The organism is Azospirillum sp. B510, assembly GCF_000010725.1.
Lineage (GTDB): Bacteria > Pseudomonadota > Alphaproteobacteria > Azospirillales > Azospirillaceae > Azospirillum > Azospirillum lipoferum_B.
In genome coordinates this window covers 1,393,446-1,413,002 of record NC_013854.1, presented here as the reverse complement: position 1 = coordinate 1,413,002, position 19,557 = coordinate 1,393,446, and the positions used below count along the sequence as shown (strand labels likewise).

Here is a 19,557-nt window from a genome sequence, read left to right as displayed (position 1 = left end):
CGGTCAGAGATAGCGCCGCTCCAGATGGCGCTTGAACACCGACGCGTCGAGCGGCCGGCCGGTCGCCGCGGTCAGCAGGTCGTCACCGGAGGCGTGGAAGCAGCCGGTCTCATGCACATTCACCCGCAGCCACTCCACCAGCGGCGCGAACTCGCCGCGCGACAGCGCCGGAACGATCTCCGGATCGGCGCTGCGGGCGGCGTCGAACAGTTGCGCCGCGGTCATGGCGCCCAGCGTATAGCTCGGGAAATAGCCCCAGCCGCCGCCGGGCCAGTGGATGTCCTGGAGGCAGCCCAGCCGGTCGTTCGGCGGCACCACCCCGACCAGTTCCGCCATGCCGTCGTTCCAGGCGCCCGGCAGGTCCGGCAGGGCCAGATCCCCGGCGATCAGCGCCTTTTCCAGGCGATAGCGCAGGATGACATGGGCGGGATAGGTCACCTCGTCGGCATTGACGCGGATGAAGCCGCGCTCGACCCGGCTGTAGAGGCGGCGCAGATTGAGGGATTCCCAGGCCGGACCCTCGCCGCCGAAGGTCTCGCGCGCCACCGGGGCCAGCCAGGTGATGAACTCGGGCGAGCGGCAAGCCTGCATCTCCATCAGGAGCGACTGGCTCTCATGCACCGCCATGCCGCGCGACTGCCCCACCGGCTGGCTCAACCAGGCGCGCGGACGGTTCTGCTCATATAGCGCATGGCCGGTCTCGTGCAGGACGCCCATCAGCGCGTCGGCGAAATTCGCCTCGTCATAGCGGGTGGTGATGCGCACATCGCCGGTCGCCCCGCCGCAGAAGGGATGTAGCGACACATCGAGCCGGCCGCGGGTGAAATCGAAGCCCAGCCGCTCCATCATGCGGACGCCAAGCGCGCGCTGCTTCTCGACCGGGAAGGGGCCTTGCGGTTCGACCGCCGCCGGCGCCCCGGCCTGCCTGTCGAGAACGCGACCGATCAGGTCGGGCAGGAAGCCGCCCAGGTCGGCGAACAGCGCGTCGATGCGCTCGGCCCGCGCGCCGGGGTCGTGGCTGTCGAGCAGCGCGTCATAGGGGCTGATCCCCATCACCGCCCCCATCGCCTCCGCCCCGTCGCGGACGCGGGCCAGCACCTCGGTCAGCGACGGCAGCAGCTTGGCGAAGTCGCTCTCCGCCCGCGCGGCGCGCCATGTCATCTCGCAGACCGACACCGCCTTGCTGGTCGCCTCCACCAGATCGGCGGGGATGGCGGTGGCCTGGATGTGGTGACGGCGCATCTCGCGCAGGTTGGCGCGCTGCCAGGGATCGAGACCGTCATCAGCCTCCGCCTCGGCCAGCAGATCGGCCATACGCGGGTCGGTCGCCAGTTCGTGCGCGATCACCGACAGGGTCGCGGTCTGCTCCGCCCGGCCGTCGTTGGCGCCCTCCGGCATGATCGTCTGGGTGTCCCAACCGAGAATGCCCAGCGCGTCGCCGATGGCGGCGATGCGGGCATGGCGGCGTTCAAGCTCCTGATAAGCGGTCATCGGGTCGTCCGTCGGTTCCGGTGTCGGCGCGCTTGCGCTGCGACAGCACGTAGATGCCGGCAAGCGTCGCCGCAAGCCCATACCAGGTCAAGGCATACTGGAGATGGTTGTTCGGAAGCTCCACCCGTGGCGTGATGCCCGCCAGGGTTCCGGACGGCGCGCCAGGCAGTCCTTTCCCCTGCCCCGGCAGCATCTCCACCACCACCGGGGCGACACCACCAAGCGACAGCGCCGCCGCCATGGCGGGCGGATCGGCATGCATCCACACGGAACCGGCGGCCGGTGTACCGTTGCCGGGCTGGAACAGTCCGGGCGGCTGCGGCACACGGACGACGCCGGCGATGGTCGTCTCCCCCTCCACCCAAGCCGCCTTCCGGGTCTCGGGGGCGCGGCGCTCCATCGGCACGAATCCACGGTTGACCAGAACCAGCCCGGCCCCATCCGCGCGCTGGAACGGCGTCAGCACCTCGTAACCGACCTGTCCCTGTTGCGGGCGGGCGATCAGCAACAGGTCCTTGTCATTCAGGAAGCGCCCGGCAAGCGTCACCGCACGGAACTCCCACATGGCGGGATCGTCGATGCGGGAAGGCAGCGGCGTCGGCGGTTCCGCCATCCGCCGGCCGATCCGAGCGATGAGCTCCTCTTTCCAGTTCAGCCGCTCGATCTGCCAAGTGCCGAGCCCGATGGTCAGCGCCAGCCCGAACAGCGTGATCAGCGTCGCCGCCAATGACGGGCGGAACCGCCGCCGCTCCGCCAAGCCGGCGGCGACGGCGTTCAAGAACCCTTCTCCACTTCGCTGCGGCGATAACGGTACTGCAAGGCGATGACGGAGGCCTTGGCCGGCCGCAGCATGCCCAGCGTCAGGCTCAGCACAACGATGCTCCAGACGATGGCATGCAGCCACAGCGGCCAGTCCACCGACATCGACACCCACAAGGCGACGGGCACCACCAGGAAGCCGAGGATGAAGATCAGAAAGACCGCCGGGCCGTCACCGCTGTCGACCTGGGCGAAATCCAGGCCGCAGGCCTCGCAGCGCTCCGCCACAGTCAGATAGCCATGGAACAGCCGACCCTTGCCGCAACGCGGACAGACGCAACGCAGGCCCGCCGACAGCGGGGAAACGGTGGGATGATGGTCGCTCACGCTGGACACTCCTGTTCGGGCCGTTCCGGCTGTTTGGGGCACCGCCGGAACGGCTCGGCACCGGTGGCGTCAGTGGCTGGCGACCACGCCGCCATGACCGCCCCACCAATAGACCGACACGAACAGGAACAACCAGACGACGTCGACGAAGTGCCAGTACCAGGCCGCCGCCTCGAAGCCGAAATGGCTCTGCGGGGTGAAGTGCCCCTTCACCGTGCGCATCCAGCAGACCGCCAGGAAGATGGTGCCAACCAGCACATGGAAGCCGTGGAAGCCGGTCGCCATGTAGAAGGTGGAGGGGAAGATGCCATCGGTGAACTTGAAGGAGGCATGGACATACTCGTAGCCCTGGAAGAAGGTGAACAGCACCCCCAGCAGCACGGTCAGCCCCAGCGCCTTGGCCGCCACGCGGTTCTGGCCCTCGATGATGGCATGGTGCGCCCAGGTCACGGTCACGCCGGACAGCAGAAGGGTCAGTGTCATCATCAGCGGCATGTCGAACGCGTCGATGACGTGGATGTTCGGCGGCGGCCAATGGGCGCCGGGATTGACGGCCGTCGCCTTGGGCTCCAGCGCCGCGTGGAAGAAGGCCCAGAAGAAGGCGGCGAAGAACATCACCTCGGACGCGATGAACAGCGCCATGCCATAGCGCAGGCCGATCTTGACCACCGGGGTGTGAGCCCGTTCCACCACCGATTCCCGGATGACCGACCGCCACCAGCCGAACATGGTGACCAGGATGGCCAGCACGCCCAGGATCATCAGCAGCTTGCCGCCGCCATGCATGTAGATGACCAGACCGGTCGCCAGCAGCCCGCCGGAAAAGGCGCCGATCAGCGGCCAGGGGCTCGGCTTCAGCAAATGGTAGGGATGCGGGATGCCGGCGCCCGGTTCATGGGCTGACGGTTCGGCGTGCGGCATTTGCCCGTGGGTGATGTCGGCCATCGTCTCACTACCCCATATGGTTTAGTTAGTGGCGGTCGCCCCCGGCTCCGCCTTTTGTTTGCTTGCCCCCGGCGCCGAGGAGGTGGATGCGGCGGCCGTGTGCTGTGCCAGCTTGGCCTCGCTGTCCGTGGCGCGGAAGAAGGTGTAGGACAGCGTGATGGTGGTCACGTCGTCCATGTTCGGATCGTCGGCCATCGCCGGATCGACGAAGAAGGTCACCGGCATATCCACGACCTGGCCGGGTTCCAGGACCTGTTCGGTGAAGCAGAAACACTGCAACTTGTTGAAATAGGCGCCGACCTTTTCCGGCGTGACATTGTAGACCGCCGTTCCAACGGTGGGGGTCTTGCCCCGGTTCTCCGCCCGGTAGGCGGCGAAACCGGTTTCTCCCATCTTCAGCACCAGATCCTTTTGTTCAGGCCTGAAGGACCAGGGCAGGGCGGAATTGGTGTCGGCGTTGAAACGGATTGTCACCTTGCGGTCGACGACGCGCGCGGCGGCCTGCTCCGCCCGCTGGGTGGTGCCGCCGAAGCCGGTGACGGAGCAGAACAGGTTGTAGAGCGGGACCGACGCGTAGGTCAGCCCGATCATCCCCGCCACCAGCCCGAACAGCGAGCCGAGCAGCAGGCGGTTGCGGCGGCGCAGCCTGTCGTCGTCGCGCCCGGTCATCAGTGCGCCCCGCCCATCCGGACAACGGTGATCGCATAGAACAGGACGACCAGCGCCAACAGCGCGGCCAGGACCGCCAGGTTGCGGCTGCGCAGCTTGCGTGCCCGCAGTTCCGCGTCCTGCCGCTTCTGCTCGTCCACCGCGTTGCGGATGCCGGTCGGCGCGTTGTGTTCCATCACCGTCATGCCCACCCTCCGTTGATCAGCCGCTCGCCCATCATCACGGCGAACAGCAGAAACAGGTACAAGATCGAGAAGCCGAACATCCTCCTGGCCGGTCCGTCGTCGTCCGCCCGCAGGACGCGCACGGCGCAGCCAACGAACATCAGCCCGAGGATCGCCGACACCGCGAGATAGACCGGCCCGGCGATGCCGACGAAGAACGGGGCCGCCGCCACCGGCAGCAGGATCAGCGTGTAGACCAGCATCTGGCGCTTGGTCGCCGCCGCTCCCGCCACCACCGGCATCATCGGCACGCCGGCGCGGGTGTAGTCGCCATTGCGGAACAGGGCCAACGCCCAGAAATGCGGCGGCGTCCACAGGAAGATCAGCAGGAACAGCAGGACGGACGGCGGATCGATCGTGCCGGTCACGGCGGCCCAGCCGATCATCGGCGGGAAGGCGCCTGCCGCCCCGCCGATGACGATGTTCTGCGGAGTCCGGCGCTTCAGCCACATGGTGTAGACGAAGACGTAGAAGCCGATGGTCAGCGCCAGCAGCGACGCCGCCGCCCAGTTCACCGCCAACCCCATCACCACCACCGACAGCACCGACAGGGTGACGCCGAAGCCCAGCGCCTCCGCCGGTTCGACCCGGCCCGACGGGATCGGGCGCTTGACGGTGCGGCTCATCACCGCGTCGATGTCGCGGTCGTACCACATGTTGATGGCACCCGACGCGCCGGCGCCGACGGCGATGCAGAGAACGGCCACCACGGCCAGGAAGGGATGGAGGTGACCGGGAGCCAGCACGATACCGGCCAGCCCGGTGAAAACCACAAGCGACATGACCCGCGGCTTCAGCAGTTCGATGAAGTCACCGGCCGACGCCCCTCCCGTCTGGTTGAGCGTCAGTTCGTTCGTCACATCCGTCATGGTCTGTCCTTGTCGTCTTCTAACCCCGGGTCGTCACCCCGGCACCCCTGCCGCCGGCGCCCATTCTTCAGGCTGCTCGGCTTCGTCCCTTCAAGATAGGGCGGGCGCCTCCTCGCGGCGACGCCCGCCGGTTACCATGGTTACTTGACCTGCGGCAATGTTTCGAACGCATGGAAGGGTGGCGGCGAGCTGACCGTCCATTCCAGCGTGCCGGCCTGCGGGCCCCAATAGGCGGCCGGCACCCGCTCGCCGCTGCGCAACGTCTTCCAGGCGATCCAGACGAACAGCAGGGTGGAGGCGAACGAGATATAGGCGCCCACCGACGAGACCATGTTCCAGCCCCAGAAGGCGTCCGGATAGTCCGGGACGCGGCGCGGCATGCCCGACAAGCCGAGGAAATGCTGCGGGAAGAACACCAGATTGACGCCGATGAAGGTGGTGTAGAAATGGACCTTGCCCCAGAACTCCGGATACTGACGGCCCGACATCTTGCCGATCCAGTAATACCAGCCGGCGAAGATCGAGAACACCGCGCCCAGCGACAACACGTAGTGGAAGTGCGCGACGACGTAGTAGGTATCGTGCATATAGTTGTCGAGCCCACCATTCGACAACACGACGCCGGTCACGCCGCCGACGGTGAACAGGAAGATGAAGCCGATCGCCCACAGCATCGGCACCTTGAACTCGATCGAGCCGCCCCACATGGTGGCGATCCAGGAGAAGATCTTCACGCCGGTCGGCACCGCGATGATCATGGTGGCGGCGGTGAAGTAGGCCTTGGTGTTGACGTCGAGACCGACCGTGTACATGTGGTGCGCCCACACGACGAAGCCGACCACGCCGATCGCGACCATGGCGTAGGCCATGCCCAGGTAACCGAACACCGGCTTCTTGGAGAAGGTCGAGATGATGTGGCTGATGATGCCGAAGGCGGGCAGGATCATGATGTAGACTTCGGGATGGCCGAAGAACCAGAACAGGTGCTGGAACAGCAGGGGATCGCCGCCCCCTTCGGGATTGAAGAAGGTGGTGCCGAAATTGCGGTCGGTCAGCAGCATGGTGATGGCGCCGCCCAGCACCGGCACCGCCAGCAGCAGCAGGAAGGCGGTCACCAGCATCGCCCAGACGAACAGCGGCATCTTGTGCAGCGTCATGCCGGGGGCGCGCATGTTGAAGATGGTGGTGATGAAGTTCACCGCGCCGAGGATCGAACTGGCGCCGGCCAGATGCAGGGCGAAGATCGCCATGTCGACCGACGGCCCGCTGTGGCCGAGCGGTGAGGACAGCGGCGGATAGATCGTCCAGCCGGTGCCGGCCCCGGTGCCGACGAAGGCGGAGCCCAGCAGCAGCAGGAAGGCCGGCACGATCAGCCAGAAGCTGATGTTGTTCATGCGCGGGAAGGCCATGTCGGGCGCGCCGATCATGAGCGGCACGAACCAGTTGCCGAAGCCGCCGATCAGCGCCGGCATCACGACGAAGAACACCATGATCAGGCCGTGCGCCGTGATCAGCACGTTCCACATCTGGCCGTCCGACACGAACTGCAACCCCGGCGACTGCAATTCCGCCCGCATGATCACGGAGAACAGGCCGCCGATCAGCCCGGCGACGACCGAGAAGATCAGATAGAGCGTTCCGATGTCCTTGTGATTGGTCGAATAGAACCAGCGCTGCACGAATCCGGGGACGTGATGATCGTCATGCCCGTGTCCGTGCGCATGGTCCGCCCCATGTTCCCCATGTCCCGGTGTGGCGTTCGCCATGTCTCTACCCTTTGTCGCTGTCCCCGGCCGCCGTCCGCTCCGATCCGTCCGACGGGCCGGCGGCTGGGTGGGTTCTTCTTATCGCGCCGCCCCTCTCCCGGACCGCGCGACATCCGCTTGTTCGGGTACCGCCGCCGGTACCGCCTGGGCACCGCCTGCTGGCACCGCCTATTCGACCAGCGTGCCGGTCGGGCGCGATGCCAGATCGTGGGGACCATCCTTCGGCGCGGAGGCCGTCTTGGCCTTGGCGACCCAGGCGTCGAACGCCTCCTTCGACACCGCCTCCACCGCGATCGGCATGAAGCCGTGGTTGGTGCCGCAGATTTCCGAGCATTGACCGTAATAGACGCCCTCGCGCTCGGCCTTGAACCAGGTCTCGTTGATGCGGCCGGGAACGCCGTCCTTCTTCAGGCCGAAGGCCGGCACCGCCCAGGAATGGATCACGTCGCCGGCGGTCACCAGCACCCGGACGGTGGTATTGACCGGCACGAGGACGCGGTTGTCGACCTCCAGCAGACGACGCTGACCCGGCTTCAGATCCGCATCGGCGATCATGTAGCTGGAAAAGGTGATGTTGCCATGGTCGGGATATTCATAATCCCAGTACCACTGATGCCCGGTGACCTTGATGGTCATGTCGGCCTGCGGGATGCGCTCCGCCGCGTAGAGCAGCTTGAAGGACGGCACGGCGATCACGATCAGGATGATGACCGGAACCACGGTCCAGGCGACCTCCAGCAACGTGTGGTGCGAGGTCTTCGACGGAACCGGGTTCCTCTTCGCGTTGAAGCGGACGGCGCAATAGGCCAGCAACCCCGCGACGAAGACGACGATCAGCGTGATGATGACGGTCAGCAGGTCGTTGAACGAGGTCATCAGATGCTTGACCGGCGAGGCGGAGGGCTGCATGCCCATCTCCCACGGCCGCGGCTCGTTCGCCAGGGCGGCGCCGACCCAGCCCGCGCCTCCCACACCCATCGACAGGACCGCCGCCAGGCCGGCGGCGTACAGGCTTTGCCTTTTCATCCCCAACCCCTTCTTAGCCGCGACGCTCGTCATGGCCCGCGGTCGTCTCTTCCCGCCGACGCCCCCTCCGCCCTGTTGGTCCGGACCGGTATCTGTTCGCGCGGTCCATGATTGGGCTTATCAGCGAACGCCAGTTTATGCAGGGATCACGCCATCTTAGCGCGACATATACCCGCAGCTGGAGCTTATCCCCGTGCCACGCTGGGTTACAAGCCTTTCCTCTCTCCCACCAATTCCATAGACTTTCCCTCACATTCCCAGGCGCCATGGGAATAAAGGTTGAGCGCGGATTGTGGACATGCCATGCGGCATTCCGTCGCAGTCCGTTGGACCAGCGGATTTCCCAGTCAGGCGATTTTGGAAGTTTGATGCCGCTGGCACCGCCTGGATCGTGGGATTGTTGCGGCTGCCGCTGGCGACTCAGGGCGACAGGATGGGCTCGGACGAGGCCGCCGGCCAGATGCGCGAAGGTGATAGGCGGCGGTTTCCCGCCCTACACCTCCCCTGCCCCTCCCCTTGCTCCTCCCCGTGGCGGAGGCGATGCCGTCGCCCCGCCGGCTCAATGCCTGCTGACCAGAACCTTGCGGATCCGTCGCACGCCCGACCAGACGAAGGCGATGACGATGGGGATCATCACCCCGACCAGCATGTCGGGATCGACCTTGAAGCCGAACCCCTTCAGCCCCTTCGCCGCATAGCCGACGATGCCGACGAGGTAATAGCTGATCGCGACCACCGACAGCCCCTCGACCGTCTCCTGTAGGCGAAGCTGCAACTGCGCCCGGCGGTCCATCGACTGGAGCAGTTCGGCGTTCTGCCCCTCCACCGCGATCTCCACACGGGTGCGCAGCAGGGTGCTGGCCCGCGCCACGCGTTGGGACAGCGACTCGAGCCGCTGTTCGACCGCCTCGCAGGTGCGGATGGCCGGGGTCAGGCGGCGATCCATGAACTCCTGGACGGTCTGCAACCCCTCGATCCGGATCTCGCGAAGCTCCTCGATTCGCCGCTCGACCAGTTCGTGATAGGCGCGGGCGGCGCCGAACCGGTAGGCGGACTCGGCGGAGATCTGCTCGGTCTGCGCCGCCAGCAGGGTCAGCCGGTCCAGCAGGTCGCGCTCGTCCTGCAAACCGCGCAGGGTGGCGATGCGGGTGGTGACCTCGGCCAGCCCCGATTCGATCGTCCCGACGCGGGGCAGCACGCCGCGCGCCATCGGCAGGGCCAGCAGGGCCAGCACCCGGTAGGTCTCGATCTCCAGCAGGCGCTGGACGACACGGCCGGTCTGGCGCGGCGTCATCGAATGGTCGGCGACCAGCATGCGGGAAAAGCCGTCGCCATGGATGCGGAAGTCGGTCCAGGCGGTGGCCGACCGACCGGCGATCCGTGACCCGACATAGCTTTCCGAGCCGAACATCGCCGCCATCATGTTGGGCGACGGTTCCGGCGTGTCGGGGTCGAGCACGGCGACATGGATGCCGACCAGCAGGTCGCCCGGCAGACCGGCCAGCCAGTCGCGCGGCAGGGCGTGCAGCGCCGGCTCGACGAAGGGATCGATCAGGGCGCCGGCCGGCATGGCGCTGGGGCGGAAGACGGTCCAGGTCGAGAATTCGGTATGCCGCTCCCACTTCAGGTGGAAGCTGCCGAAGGAGGCGCTGTGGTGGGTGGCGCCCTGCGGCGGCCGGACGACGCCGGCCCAGTCGCACAGTGCCTCGAGATGGCGACGGTCGGCCTCCGCCGCCCCTTCGCCCGACAGCATCGCCAACATGGTGGCGCGTACCGGCGAGGTCAGCGATTCGGGCGGCCGGGCATGCACCTCGTTGGTCAGGGTCTGGCGCAGCGGGTGGTCGCGCAGCGGGCGCGAGCCGGCCAAGCCGGCGCCGCTTCCGCCGGTCCCGAATCCGGACACGGCGCCGGGCGTCGGGGTGTCCATGGTCGTGCGCACCGCTCCGTCGGTCATGCTTCCCTCCCCCATCCGCCCGATCGGTGATCCACCGCGGCCATCCAGACCGGCAATCCGGCATCGCCAACCTTGCCGGATGGCGCGCGGGTCGCCACACTATAGCCAGTCCGTTAGAACACATCGTAAGGCGGGGCGCGAGATGGCCCGCTATGACACTGTGTCCTACCATGGAATCAGGCCGCCCATCGCGTCAGGCCGGGGCATCGGGCCGGGTTCCGCCCCATCACAGGTTCGGAGTTCTCATGAGCGCGCTTGCCGTCACCGACGATCTCTTCTTCAACCGCGCCGGCATGGACCGCGCCCGCGTGGAAGGCGTCGTGCAGGACGCCCTGCACAGTGCCGACGATGGGGAGCTGTATCTCGAATACGCCCAGAGCGAGTCGCTGGGCTGGGACGATGGGAAGCTGAAGTCCGCCAGCTTCGACACCACCCAGGGCTTCGGCCTGCGCGCCATCGCCGGCGAGGCGACCGGCTACGCCCATGCCAGCAACCTGTCGGAGGAGGCGATCCGCCGCGCGGCCAGCACCGTGCGCGCCGTCCAGGCCGGCCACACCGGCACCCTGGCCGAGCCGCCGGCCGGCACCAACCGCGCGCTCTACATCCCCGACAACCCGCTGCACCTCGTCCCCTTCGAGGAGAAGGTGAAGCTGCTGGCCGATATCGACGCCTATGCCCGCGCCAAGGACGAGCGGGTGCGGCAGGTCAGCTGCTCGATCAGCGGCGAATGGCAGGCGGTGCAGATCATCCGCGCCGACGGCGTGCGCGTCGCCGACCTGCGCCCGCTGGTGCGCCTGAACGTCTCGGTCGTGGTGGCCGAGGGCGACCGGATGGAGACCGGCGGCTATGGCGGCGGCGGCCGCGTCACCTATGACCATTACATCCAGCCGGAGACCTGGCGCGGCTTCGTCGACGAGGCGCTGCGCCAAGCGCTGGTCAACCTCGCCTCCGTGCCCGCCCCGGCCGGCGAGATGACGGTGGTTCTCGGCAGCGGCTGGCCCGGCATCCTGCTGCACGAGGCGATCGGCCACGGGCTGGAGGGTGACTTCAACCGCAAGAAGACCTCCGCCTTCTCCGGCCTGCTCGGCCAGCGCATCGCCGCCCCCGGCGTCACCATCGTCGATGACGGCACCATCGAGAACTCGCGCGGCTCGATCAGCGTCGACGACGAGGGCACGCCCGGCCAGTGCACGACTCTGATCGAGGACGGCATCCTGGTCGGCTTCATGCAGGACCGCATGAACGCCCGCCTGATGGGCATGCGCCCGACCGGCAACGGCCGGCGCCAGAGCTTCGCCTACAACCCGATGCCGCGCATGACCAACACGGTGATGCGCAACGGCGACCACACGCCGGACGAGATCATCGCCTCGGTCAAGAAGGGCATCTACGCCAAGAATTTCGGCGGCGGCCAGGTCGACATCACCAACGGCAAATTCGTCTTCTCGGCCAGCGAAGCCTATCTGATCGAGGACGGCAAGCTCGGTCCCGCCGTGAAGGGCGCCACCCTGATCGGCAACGGCCCGGACAGCCTGACCAAGGTGTCGATGATAGGCAACGACAGCCGCCTCGATCCCGGCGTCGGCACCTGCGGCAAGGACGGCCAGGGCGTGCCGGTCGGCGTCGGCCAGCCCACCCTGCGGCTGGAAGGGCTGACGGTCGGCGGCACCGCCGCCTGACGCGCGCCATGATGAAGGGGCCGGACCATGCCCGCGGTCCGGTCCCTCTCGTTTCGGGCCCTCGCATTTCAAGCTTTGCCGCATTTCGCCCTTGGCGCGGCCGATTGCCTCGGTATCGTCCTTCCGGAGATTTTCAACTTTCCGGATTGGATGACCGCCAATGAATACCGTTTCCCGCATTTTCAAGACCACGACGTTCGCGCTCGGCCTGATGCTGGCCTCGGCACTGGCGTCGGCGGTTCCGGGCCACGCGCAATCAGCCCCGACGCCGGACCAGGTGATCGCCGCCAAATCCCCGGGCGCCAGCGCCGAACAACTGAACGCGCGCATGGTGGTCGCGAGCTATTTCTACGCCTCGACCGATCTCACCTCCGCCCGCTACAACGACGACGCCAAGGGCATCAATTTCTCCAAGCCGCTGGAGGTGATCGACGTCGCCGCCGGCACCACATGGTTCCAGTATGTCCGCACCGGCTATGACAGCGTCCGCTTCGGCAATTTCTTCTCGCCGGTGGTGACCGCCACGCCCGATTGCCTCGGCATCTCCGGCGCCGGCCGCGCCGAGTACAAGGCGGTGCTGCCCACCGGCCAGGGCCTGAAGTCGGTCGCCGCCCCCATCGTCGACAGCTGGACCACCCCCGGCACCAGCGTGCAGACCCAGGGCGGCTGCGCCCAGGTCGTGGTGCCGAACAGCGTCAAGGCCGGCGTCACCAGCGGCGGACAAGTCCAGTAATCGTCACCACCGCCAGCCCCCTCTCGACCGGAATCCCGCCATGCCCGACATCGCCACCACCGACGAGCTGCGCCGCCTTATCGCGCAGGCCCAGGCCGGAGTCGCGGCACTGGCCCGGCGGGAGCCGGAGAACAGCTGGCTGACCAGCATCCAGCGCCAGCTCGACCATGTGGACGGAGCCGCGCGCGACGGAGCCACGCGGCTGGATCGGGCCGACGAGCTGAATTTCGGCCTGCTCGCCTCCCACTATGTCGATGACGTCGATCCGGCGCTGGCGGCGGAGCTTCACGCCATCAGCGCCGCCACCCGCCGGCTGTTCGGCGGCTAGGCGGTGGCTGGGAGTGGCTGGCGGACGATTTTCCACTGGCGTTCCCGGCCCCCCGCTTCGATGATCGCCCGACGGAACGGCACGGCCACCCCGTGCCCCTCGAAGAAAGCCGATACGGGAGACACGCGATGGCGACGGACAAGACGGCGACGGACAAGACGGCCGGGCTGGCCCTGGTTTCCACCTTCTGCCCCGACCGGGTCGGACTGGTCTCCGGCATCACCAGCCATCTGTTCGACCAGGGCATCAACCTGCGCGACGCCACCTTCGCCTCGCTCGGCAGCGGCGCCGAGTTCTCGGCCGTCTGCGAGTTGCCGGCGGCGCTGACGGTGGCCGACCTCCAGTCCGGCCTGTCGTCCCTGCCGGTGCTGGCCGGCGCCGAGGTGAAGGTCAGCCCCTTCGCCTTCGATCCCCAGCCCGGTCCGCAGGCGCTGGTCACCCACCGCGTCGAGGTGTCGGGCGGCGACCAGCCGGGCCTCGTCGCCCGCCTGTCGGAGATCTTCACCCAGTTCGACGCCAACATCGTCCGGCTGGACGCCCAGACCCTGCCCGACCGCAGCGGCGAGCGCTATGTCCTGCGCTTCTCCGTCTCGATTCCGGCGGAGCGGGCGGATGTCTGCCTGTCGGCGGTGGCGAACACGGCGGAGACCCTGGCACTGACCTGCCGGACGGAGGCGCTGTGAGGGGGGCCTGAATGCCCCTCACCCATGCAGCATTTTCAGCCCGGCGATCCCGCCAATGATCGCCGCGATGCACAGCAGCCGCAGCGCCCCGGCGGGCTCCCCGAACAGCAGCATGCCCAGCACGGCCGTGCCGACCGTGCCGATGCCCGTCCACACCGCGTAAGCCGTGCCCAGCGGCAGGCTCTTCAGCGCCGCGCCCAGCAGCAGGATGCTCGCCAGCATCGCCGCGACCGTCAGCAGGCTCGGGATCAGGCGGGTGAAACCCTCGGTGTATTTCAGCCCGACGGCCCAACCGATTTCGAGAAGACCGGCCAAGAACAGCGTGACCCACGCCATGACGGTGTCTCCGTCCTGGAATGGCGGGGTCGTCCCCACCCGGTTGCCCCTTTTCGGCGGCGGGGTCGTCCCCGCAGGCCAGGGGGCACATAGGACATCGCCACGGGATGGTCAAGCCGGCCTGCCAAGGTTGCATCGCCGCGCCGGCCCGTGCAGGATGGGGTTCCTGAATGGTTCCCCCTTCGCCGGCGCTGGCGCCGGGGGCTTTCGACGTTGGACCGCGATGACTGAAAACGGCACCCCCCTGGCTTCCGAGACGCAGACTCCCGAGAAGGCCGAATCGCTGGAGAACCGGCGCAAGCGGTTGCGCTTCCGCTCCTGGCACCGCGGCACGCGCGAGATGGACCTGCTGATGGGCAGCTTCGCCGACGCCCATGTCGGCGGCTTCGACCATGCGATGCTCGACCGCTTCGAGGCGCTGCTGGAGCTTGGCGATCCCGACCTGTACGACTGGATGTCAGGGCGGGAGCCGGTGCCGGCCGAGCATGACAACGACGTGATGCGCCTGTTGACGGCGTTCCGTTACACACCACGTCAAGGCTCCTGACGGAGCCAGGCCAAGACTCCTGACGGAGCCGCGCCAAGGCTCTCCGACAAGCGTTCCCCTTCTCCGAGGCATCCTCCTTTGGTCAGTTACGATCTCCAGCCCGGCCGCGCCGGCCGACTCCTGATCGGCGGCGCGCCCGAGGGTCATGACGCCCGCATCCTGGCGGAGCTTGCGCAGAAGGCCGGCGGCTACGGCCTGCTGCATGTGGCGCTGGACGACACCCGCTGCGCCCTGCTGGCGGAGGCGCTGGCCTTCTTCGCGCCGAAGCTGGAGGTGCTGACCTTCCCCGCCTGGGACTGCCTGCCCTATGACCGGGTGTCGCCGAACGGCGGCATCGTCGCAAGGCGCATCGACACGCTGACCCGGCTGATCGCGCGGCGTGAGGCGGCCTCGAACCGCGACGGGCTGGCGCCGCTGATCGTGCTGACCACCGTCAACGCCGTGGTGCAGAAGGTGCCGCCGCGCAGCGCCTTCAAGGACGCGGTGTTCTCGGCCAAGCTCCGCGACCGCATCGACCTGGAGAAGCTGCAACGCTATCTCGCCGGCAACGGCTACACCCGTGCCCAGACGGTGCGGGAGCCGGGCGAGTTCGCGGTGCGCGGCGGCATCGTCGACCTCTTCCCGCCCGGCAGCGAGGAGCCGCTCCGCCTCGACTTGTTCGGCGACGAGCTGGAGGGGGTGCGCGCCTTCGACCCGATGACCCAGCGCACCACCGACAAGCGCGAGCGTGTCGAGCTGAAGCCGATGTCGGAGGTCTTCCTCGACGATGCCGGGATCGCCCGCTTCCGCTCCGGCTACCGCGAGCTGTTCGGCGCGGTGACCGACGACGATCCGCTCTACGAGGCGATCTCCGCCGGGCGGTCCTATGGCGGGATGGAGCATTGGCTGCCGCTGTTCCATGAGAGCATGGACACGGTGCTGGATTACCTGCCGCGCGGCATCGTCAGCCTGGATCATCAGGCCAACGAATCGCGCGACGCCCGCATCGCCCAGGTCGTCGATTTCCACGCCTCGCGCGATTCGATGATGACCATCGAGAAGCGGGCGGGCTCGCCGGTCTACAAGCCGGTTCCCGTCGCCTCGATGTTCCTCGATTCCACCGGCTGGGACGCGCTGCTGGCGGAACGCGCGGTGGCGCAGCTCCAGATCTTCTCGACGCCCCCCGGCATCAAGGGCACGGTGGACGCTGGCGGCAAGCGCGGCCACGACTTCGCCGAGGAGCGCAACCGCCCCGACATGAATGTCTTCGACGCGGTGAAGGACCATATCCGCGCCTTGCGCGCCGACGGGCGCCGGGTGCTGATCGCCGGCTATTCCGCCGGGTCGCGCGACCGCCTGTCCAACGTGCTGGCCGACCACGGCATTCCCGGCCTGGAGCCGGCGGAGAGCATGGAGGATGTCCGCCGCTTCGACCGCGGCGTGATCGGCACCATCGTGCTGGGGATGGAGCATGGCTTCACCGCCCCCGACCTCGCCGTCATCACCGAACAGGATATCCTGGGCGACCGTCTGGTCCGCCCGGCCAAGAAGAAGCGCAAGGCCGCCAACTTCATCGCCGAGCATTCCGCCCTGCATGAGGGCGACATCGTCGTCCACATGGACCATGGCATCGGCCGCTATGACGGGCTGGAGACGCTCGACGTCACCGGCGCCCCGCATGACTGCCTGCGCATCATCTATGAGGGCGGCGACAAGCTCTATGTCCCGGTCGAGAACATCGAGGTGCTGTCGCGCTACGGCTCGGAGGATGCCAATGTCCAGCTCGACAAGCTGGGCGGGGCCGGCTGGCAGGGCCGCAAGGCGCGGGTCAAGAAGCGCCTGAAGGACATGGCGGAAGCCCTGCTGAAGATCGCGGCGGAGCGCATGCTGAAGAAGGCCGATCCGGTGCTGACGCCGGAGGGCGTCTATCAGGAATTCGCCGCCCGCTTCCCCTACCCCGAGACCGACGACCAGTTGAAGGCGATCGAGGACATCTTCACCGACCTTGGCAGCGGACGGCCGATGGACCGGCTGGTCTGCGGCGACGTCGGCTTCGGCAAGACCGAGGTGGCCCTGCGCGCCGCCTTCATGGTGGCGATGAGCGGCAAGCAGGTCGCCGTCGTCGTGCCGACCACCCTGCTCGCCCGCCAGCATTTCCGCACCTTCTCCAGCCGCTTCGCCGGCCTGCCGGTGCGGGTGGTCCAGCTCTCCCGCATGGTCACCGCCCGCGAACAGACGCTGGTGAAGAAGGAACTGGCGGAGGGCACGGCCGACATCGTCGTCGGCACCCATGCCCTGCTCGCCAAGGGCCTCGACCTCAAGCGGCTCGGCATGGTCATCGTCGACGAGGAGCAGCATTTCGGCGTGAAGCAGAAGGAGCGGCTGAAGGAGCTGCGCGCCGACATCCATGTGCTGACGCTGACCGCCACGCCGATTCCGCGCACCCTGCAAATGGCGCTGTCCGGCGTGCGCGAGCTGTCGCTGATCGCCACCCCGCCGGTGGACCGTCTGGCGGTGCGCACCTTCGTCCTGCCCTATGATCCGGTGGTGATCCGCGAGGCGATCCTGCGCGAGCATTACCGCGGTGGCCAGACCTTCTATGTCTGCCCGCGCATCGAGGATCTGGCGAAGGTGGCCGAGCGGGTGCGCGAGCTGGTGCCGGAGGTCAAAATTGTCACCGCCCATGGCCAGATGGCGGCCAGCGAATTGGAAGACGTGATGACCGCCTTCGACGAGGGCAAGTTCGAGGTCCTGCTCGCCACCAACATCATTGAGAGCGGCCTGGACATCCCCAACGCCAACACGCTGATCGTCCACCGCGCCGACCTTTTCGGACTGGCCCAGCTCTACCAGATCCGCGGCCGCGTCGGGCGTTCGAAGAAGCGCGGCTACGCCTATCTCACCTACGCCCCGAACAAGCCGCTGAACGCCACCGCCCAGCAGCGCCTGCACGTCATCGAGACGCTGGATTCCCTGGGCGCCGGCTTCCAGCTCGCCAGCCACGACATGGACATCCGCGGCGCCGGCAACCTGCTGGGCGAGGAGCAATCCGGTCAGGTGCGCGAGGTCGGCGTCGAACTGTACCAGCAGATGCTGGAGGAGGCGGTGGCCAACGCCCGCGCCGCGATGCAGGAGGGCGCCATCGCCGCCGCCGCCACCCAGGAATGGGTGCCGCAGATCAATCTGGGCACGCCGGTGCTGATCCCGGAAAGCTATGTGCCCGACCTGACGGTGCGGCTGTCGCTCTACCGCCGCATCGCCGATCTGGTCGACCGGGCCGAGGTGGATGGCTTCGCCGCCGAACTGATCGACCGCTTCGGCAAGCTGCCGGAGGAGGTGGAGAATCTGCTGGACGTCGTCACCATCAAGCGCTGGTGCCGCCAAGCCAGCGTCGAGCGGGTGGATGCCGGGCCGAAGGGGCTGGTTCTGACCTTCCACGACAATTTCTATGCCGAACCGGCCAAGCTGCTGACCTACATCGCCCAGCATCTGACACTGATGAAGCTGCGGCCCGACCACAAGCTGGTCTACAGCCGCGAATGGCCCGATCCCCAGGCCCGCGTGCGCAGCGTGCAGAAGCTGATCAAGGATCTGGCGGAGATGGCGTCGGGCGGCGGCGTGCCGCGTGGCGAAACCCCGCCTCCGCCGCCACCGCCGCCACCGCCCAAGCCGACCGGCGCCAAGGTCGCTTCGCGCTTCGGCACGCCATCCCGCTTCGGCCGTCCGACCGGGCGTCGCTGACATGGATGACCTGATCCGGAACGCGCCGCTCGCCCGCCGGCTGGCGACCGGCGACCGGCGGGCGCTGGGCGACGCCCCGTCGGTGGCCGGCGAGGTTTCGGCCGACCGCGGCAGGCTGGCGGAACTGGTCGGCTGCCTGTTCGACGCCGATGCCAGCGTGCGCATGCGCGCCGCCGATGCGCTGGAACGGGTGTCGCGCGGCAATGCCGGCTGGCTCGACCCCTATGTCGACCATCTGCTGACCGACGCCGTCGCCATCGAACAGGCGGAGGTGCGCTGGCACCTCGCCCAGATCGTGCCGCGCTTGACCATGACCGAGGAGCAGCGCCACCGCGCCGCCATCCTGCTGGCGGACTGGTTCGAGAACAGCCCGAGCCGCATCGTCCAGACCAGCGCGCTCCAGGCCGTCGTCGACCTGGCCGAAAGCGATGCCACGCTGCGCGCCACCTCGGCGGAGATGCTGGGCCGCGCCATGCGGTCGGGCGTGCCGTCGCTGGCAGCCCGCGCACGCCGCATCCTGAAGCCCTTCGAGGTGGACGAGGCGACGCTGACCGCCGCCCTGGTCCGCGACCAGACCGGCCTGACGCTCAGCGTGCTTCCCGACCGGCTGGCGGTGGCGCAACTGCCGCCCGGCAGCGGCCTGCCCGACTGGCTCGACTGGACCGACCCGCTGGTCGGCGCCACCCGCACCGGCGAGGAATTGTCGATCCTCTGCCGCGAGGAGCGCGTGCCCGACGGCGTGAAGGCCGAGCGCGGCTGGCGCGCCTTCCGGGTGGAGGGCACGCTGGATTTCTCCCTGTTCGGCATCCTGGCCCGCATCGCGGTGCCGCTGGCCCAGGCCCATCTGCCGATCTTCGCGATCTCGACCTACAACACCGATTATGTGCTGGTCAGGGCCGACGACCTGGACAAGGCGGCCGAGGTTCTGGCGCTGACCTGCACCGTGAAGCGGCCCGCAGCGTGAAACGGCCCGCAGCGAAGCGGTAGGACCGGATCGCCGGAACCGGAAACGCAGGTGGGTGGGCTACTCTCCCGCGCTCCGCCTTCCGCCGCGTTCGGCGACCGACTCCTTCTCGCCCATTTCATCCCACTTCTTCTGAACCGGCTTGTCAGGGTCTCCGGAGGCCCGACCGGTCTCTTCGACCAGCTTGTCCTCGATGCGCTGGGCCGCGTCGGACGGGGCGTCGGAGGTGGGGGATTTGCTGCGCTCAATCGCGGTCATGACATCGGCCTCCCGAAAATGTGACTGACCGATCCAACAGGCATGCCCGGCAAAACTCACGGGTGACGATGCGATGACCGCGACACCGGGGCCAGGGTGCGTTCCACGCGGGAAGGCGCCACCATAATCCGCACCCATATAAATGTATTTCTACATAATTGTGTTTCGACTGGTGACTCAATTTATCAATTGCGCACTTCGGCTTATCTCAGAAGTATA

General features: G+C 67.7%; 19 protein-coding genes. 7 read left to right on the top strand and 12 right to left on the bottom strand.

Annotated features, from left to right (window positions below):
- Window positions 1–3: 3 nt before the first annotated feature.
- The 10 genes from AZL_RS06535 to AZL_RS06490 all read right to left on the bottom strand — a co-directional run bounded on the left by AZL_RS06535 (window position 4) and on the right by AZL_RS06490 (window position 10,090).
- Entirely contained in the window at window positions 4–1,491 is a 1,488-nt protein-coding gene (locus AZL_RS06535) for a carboxypeptidase M32 (RefSeq protein WP_012973852.1), read from the bottom strand.
- The gene (locus tag AZL_RS06530; RefSeq protein WP_012973851.1) at window positions 1,469–2,269 is read right to left on the bottom strand and encodes an SURF1 family protein; all 801 of its coding nucleotides are present in this window, start codon (window positions 2,267–2,269) and stop codon (window positions 1,469–1,471) included. The genes AZL_RS06535 and AZL_RS06530 overlap by 23 nt, the downstream gene beginning before the upstream one ends.
- Window positions 2,266–2,637, bottom strand: a complete 372-nt coding sequence (locus AZL_RS06525) for a DUF983 domain-containing protein (protein ID WP_042442692.1) — start codon at window positions 2,635–2,637, stop codon at window positions 2,266–2,268. The genes AZL_RS06530 and AZL_RS06525 overlap by 4 nt, the downstream gene beginning before the upstream one ends.
- 69 nt (window positions 2,638–2,706) lie before the next feature.
- A complete protein-coding gene (locus AZL_RS06520; RefSeq protein WP_173380471.1) occupies window positions 2,707–3,582 on the bottom strand; it encodes a cytochrome c oxidase subunit 3 in 876 nt (291 codons plus the stop codon).
- A gap of 21 nt (window positions 3,583–3,603) precedes the next feature.
- Window positions 3,604–4,251 (bottom strand): cytochrome c oxidase assembly protein, encoded by a 648-nt coding sequence (locus AZL_RS06515; protein ID WP_012973848.1) that lies wholly within the window; start codon window positions 4,249–4,251, stop codon window positions 3,604–3,606.
- On the bottom strand, window positions 4,251–4,436 hold the full coding sequence (locus AZL_RS06510) for a hypothetical protein (protein WP_042442690.1): 186 nt from the start codon (window positions 4,434–4,436) through the stop codon (window positions 4,251–4,253). Before AZL_RS06510 ends, AZL_RS06515 begins: the two co-directional genes overlap by 1 nt.
- Complete coding sequence (gene cyoE / locus AZL_RS06505) at window positions 4,433–5,344, bottom strand: heme o synthase (RefSeq protein ID WP_012973847.1); 912 nt, start codon at window positions 5,342–5,344, stop codon at window positions 4,433–4,435. The genes AZL_RS06510 and cyoE overlap by 4 nt, the downstream gene beginning before the upstream one ends.
- 140 nt (window positions 5,345–5,484) lie before the next feature.
- A complete protein-coding gene (gene ctaD / locus AZL_RS06500) occupies window positions 5,485–7,110 on the bottom strand; it encodes a cytochrome c oxidase subunit I (RefSeq protein WP_012973846.1) in 1,626 nt (541 codons plus the stop codon).
- A gap of 168 nt (window positions 7,111–7,278) precedes the next feature.
- The gene (gene coxB / locus AZL_RS06495) at window positions 7,279–8,136 is read right to left on the bottom strand and encodes a cytochrome c oxidase subunit II (RefSeq protein ID WP_042442687.1); all 858 of its coding nucleotides are present in this window, start codon (window positions 8,134–8,136) and stop codon (window positions 7,279–7,281) included.
- Window positions 8,137–8,695: 559 nt separating this feature from the next.
- Window positions 8,696–10,090, bottom strand: a complete 1,395-nt coding sequence (locus AZL_RS06490) for a DUF3422 family protein (RefSeq protein ID WP_148219237.1) — start codon at window positions 10,088–10,090, stop codon at window positions 8,696–8,698.
- A 245-nt stretch (window positions 10,091–10,335) separates the two neighbouring features.
- On the opposite strand from AZL_RS06490, the gene tldD reads away from it, so the two are divergent.
- The 4 genes from tldD (at window position 10,336) to AZL_RS06470 (ending at window position 13,513) form a co-directional block, all read left to right on the top strand.
- A complete protein-coding gene (gene tldD / locus AZL_RS06485; protein ID WP_012973843.1) occupies window positions 10,336–11,769 on the top strand; it encodes a metalloprotease TldD in 1,434 nt (477 codons plus the stop codon).
- 160 nt (window positions 11,770–11,929) lie between these two features.
- Complete coding sequence (locus tag AZL_RS06480) at window positions 11,930–12,502, top strand: polymorphic toxin type 46 domain-containing protein (RefSeq protein ID WP_012973842.1); 573 nt, start codon at window positions 11,930–11,932, stop codon at window positions 12,500–12,502.
- 40 nt (window positions 12,503–12,542) lie between these two features.
- The gene (locus AZL_RS06475; protein ID WP_012973841.1) at window positions 12,543–12,830 is read left to right on the top strand and encodes an immunity protein Tsi6 family protein; all 288 of its coding nucleotides are present in this window, start codon (window positions 12,543–12,545) and stop codon (window positions 12,828–12,830) included.
- 128 nt (window positions 12,831–12,958) lie between these two features.
- Entirely contained in the window at window positions 12,959–13,513 is a 555-nt protein-coding gene (locus tag AZL_RS06470) for a glycine cleavage system protein R (RefSeq protein ID WP_042442685.1), read from the top strand.
- 18 nt (window positions 13,514–13,531) lie between these two features.
- On the opposite strand, the gene sugE is transcribed toward AZL_RS06470, so the two are convergent.
- Window positions 13,532–13,849: a quaternary ammonium compound efflux SMR transporter SugE gene (gene sugE / locus AZL_RS06465; protein ID WP_012973839.1), complete on the bottom strand. Its 318-nt coding sequence runs from the start codon at window positions 13,847–13,849 to the stop codon at window positions 13,532–13,534.
- A gap of 223 nt (window positions 13,850–14,072) precedes the next feature.
- On the opposite strand from sugE, the gene AZL_RS06460 reads away from it, so the two are divergent.
- The 3 genes from AZL_RS06460 (at window position 14,073) to AZL_RS35345 (ending at window position 19,080) form a co-directional block, all read left to right on the top strand.
- Entirely contained in the window at window positions 14,073–14,396 is a 324-nt protein-coding gene (locus AZL_RS06460; RefSeq protein WP_012973838.1) for a succinate dehydrogenase assembly factor 2, read from the top strand.
- 78 nt (window positions 14,397–14,474) lie between these two features.
- The gene (mfd, locus tag AZL_RS06455) at window positions 14,475–18,116 is read left to right on the top strand and encodes a transcription-repair coupling factor (RefSeq protein WP_042442682.1); all 3,642 of its coding nucleotides are present in this window, start codon (window positions 14,475–14,477) and stop codon (window positions 18,114–18,116) included.
- Between the two features lies 1 nt (window position 18,117).
- Complete coding sequence (locus AZL_RS35345; RefSeq protein ID WP_148219236.1) at window positions 18,118–19,080, top strand: ACT domain-containing protein; 963 nt, start codon at window positions 18,118–18,120, stop codon at window positions 19,078–19,080.
- Window positions 19,081–19,140: 60 nt separating this feature from the next.
- Here AZL_RS35345 and AZL_RS06445 read toward each other — a convergent pair whose 3' ends face one another.
- Window positions 19,141–19,338: a hypothetical protein gene (locus AZL_RS06445; RefSeq protein ID WP_042442680.1), complete on the bottom strand. Its 198-nt coding sequence runs from the start codon at window positions 19,336–19,338 to the stop codon at window positions 19,141–19,143.
- Window positions 19,339–19,557 lie beyond the last annotated feature (219 nt).

What these genes read in the sequence shown, in the direction of transcription:
- AZL_RS06535 (WP_012973852.1), bottom strand. Translation starts at nt 1,491, where the DNA reads ATGACCGCTTATCAGGAGCTTGAACGCCGCCATGCCCGCATCGCCGCC.
- AZL_RS06520 (WP_173380471.1), bottom strand. Translation starts at nt 3,582, where the DNA reads ATGGCCGACATCACCCACGGGCAAATGCCGCACGCCGAACCGTCAGCC.
- AZL_RS06515 (WP_012973848.1), bottom strand. Translation starts at nt 4,251, where the DNA reads ATGACCGGGCGCGACGACGACAGGCTGCGCCGCCGCAACCGCCTGCTG.
- AZL_RS06510 (WP_042442690.1), bottom strand. Translation starts at nt 4,436, where the DNA reads ATGACGGTGATGGAACACAACGCGCCGACCGGCATCCGCAACGCGGTG.
- cyoE (WP_012973847.1), bottom strand. Translation starts at nt 5,344, where the DNA reads ATGACGGATGTGACGAACGAACTGACGCTCAACCAGACGGGAGGGGCG.
- ctaD (WP_012973846.1), bottom strand. Translation starts at nt 7,110, where the DNA reads ATGGCGAACGCCACACCGGGACATGGGGAACATGGGGCGGACCATGCG.
- coxB (WP_042442687.1), bottom strand. Translation starts at nt 8,136, where the DNA reads ATGAAAAGGCAAAGCCTGTACGCCGCCGGCCTGGCGGCGGTCCTGTCG.
- AZL_RS06490 (WP_148219237.1), bottom strand. Translation starts at nt 10,090, where the DNA reads ATGACCGACGGAGCGGTGCGCACGACCATGGACACCCCGACGCCCGGC.
- tldD (WP_012973843.1), top strand. Translation starts at nt 10,336, where the DNA reads ATGAGCGCGCTTGCCGTCACCGACGATCTCTTCTTCAACCGCGCCGGC.
- AZL_RS06480 (WP_012973842.1), top strand. Translation starts at nt 11,930, where the DNA reads ATGAATACCGTTTCCCGCATTTTCAAGACCACGACGTTCGCGCTCGGC.
- AZL_RS06475 (WP_012973841.1), top strand. Translation starts at nt 12,543, where the DNA reads ATGCCCGACATCGCCACCACCGACGAGCTGCGCCGCCTTATCGCGCAG.
- AZL_RS06470 (WP_042442685.1), top strand. Translation starts at nt 12,959, where the DNA reads ATGGCGACGGACAAGACGGCGACGGACAAGACGGCCGGGCTGGCCCTG.
- sugE (WP_012973839.1), bottom strand. Translation starts at nt 13,849, where the DNA reads ATGGCGTGGGTCACGCTGTTCTTGGCCGGTCTTCTCGAAATCGGTTGG.
- AZL_RS06460 (WP_012973838.1), top strand. Translation starts at nt 14,073, where the DNA reads ATGACTGAAAACGGCACCCCCCTGGCTTCCGAGACGCAGACTCCCGAG.
- AZL_RS35345 (WP_148219236.1), top strand. Translation starts at nt 18,118, where the DNA reads ATGGATGACCTGATCCGGAACGCGCCGCTCGCCCGCCGGCTGGCGACC.
- AZL_RS06445 (WP_042442680.1), bottom strand. Translation starts at nt 19,338, where the DNA reads ATGACCGCGATTGAGCGCAGCAAATCCCCCACCTCCGACGCCCCGTCC.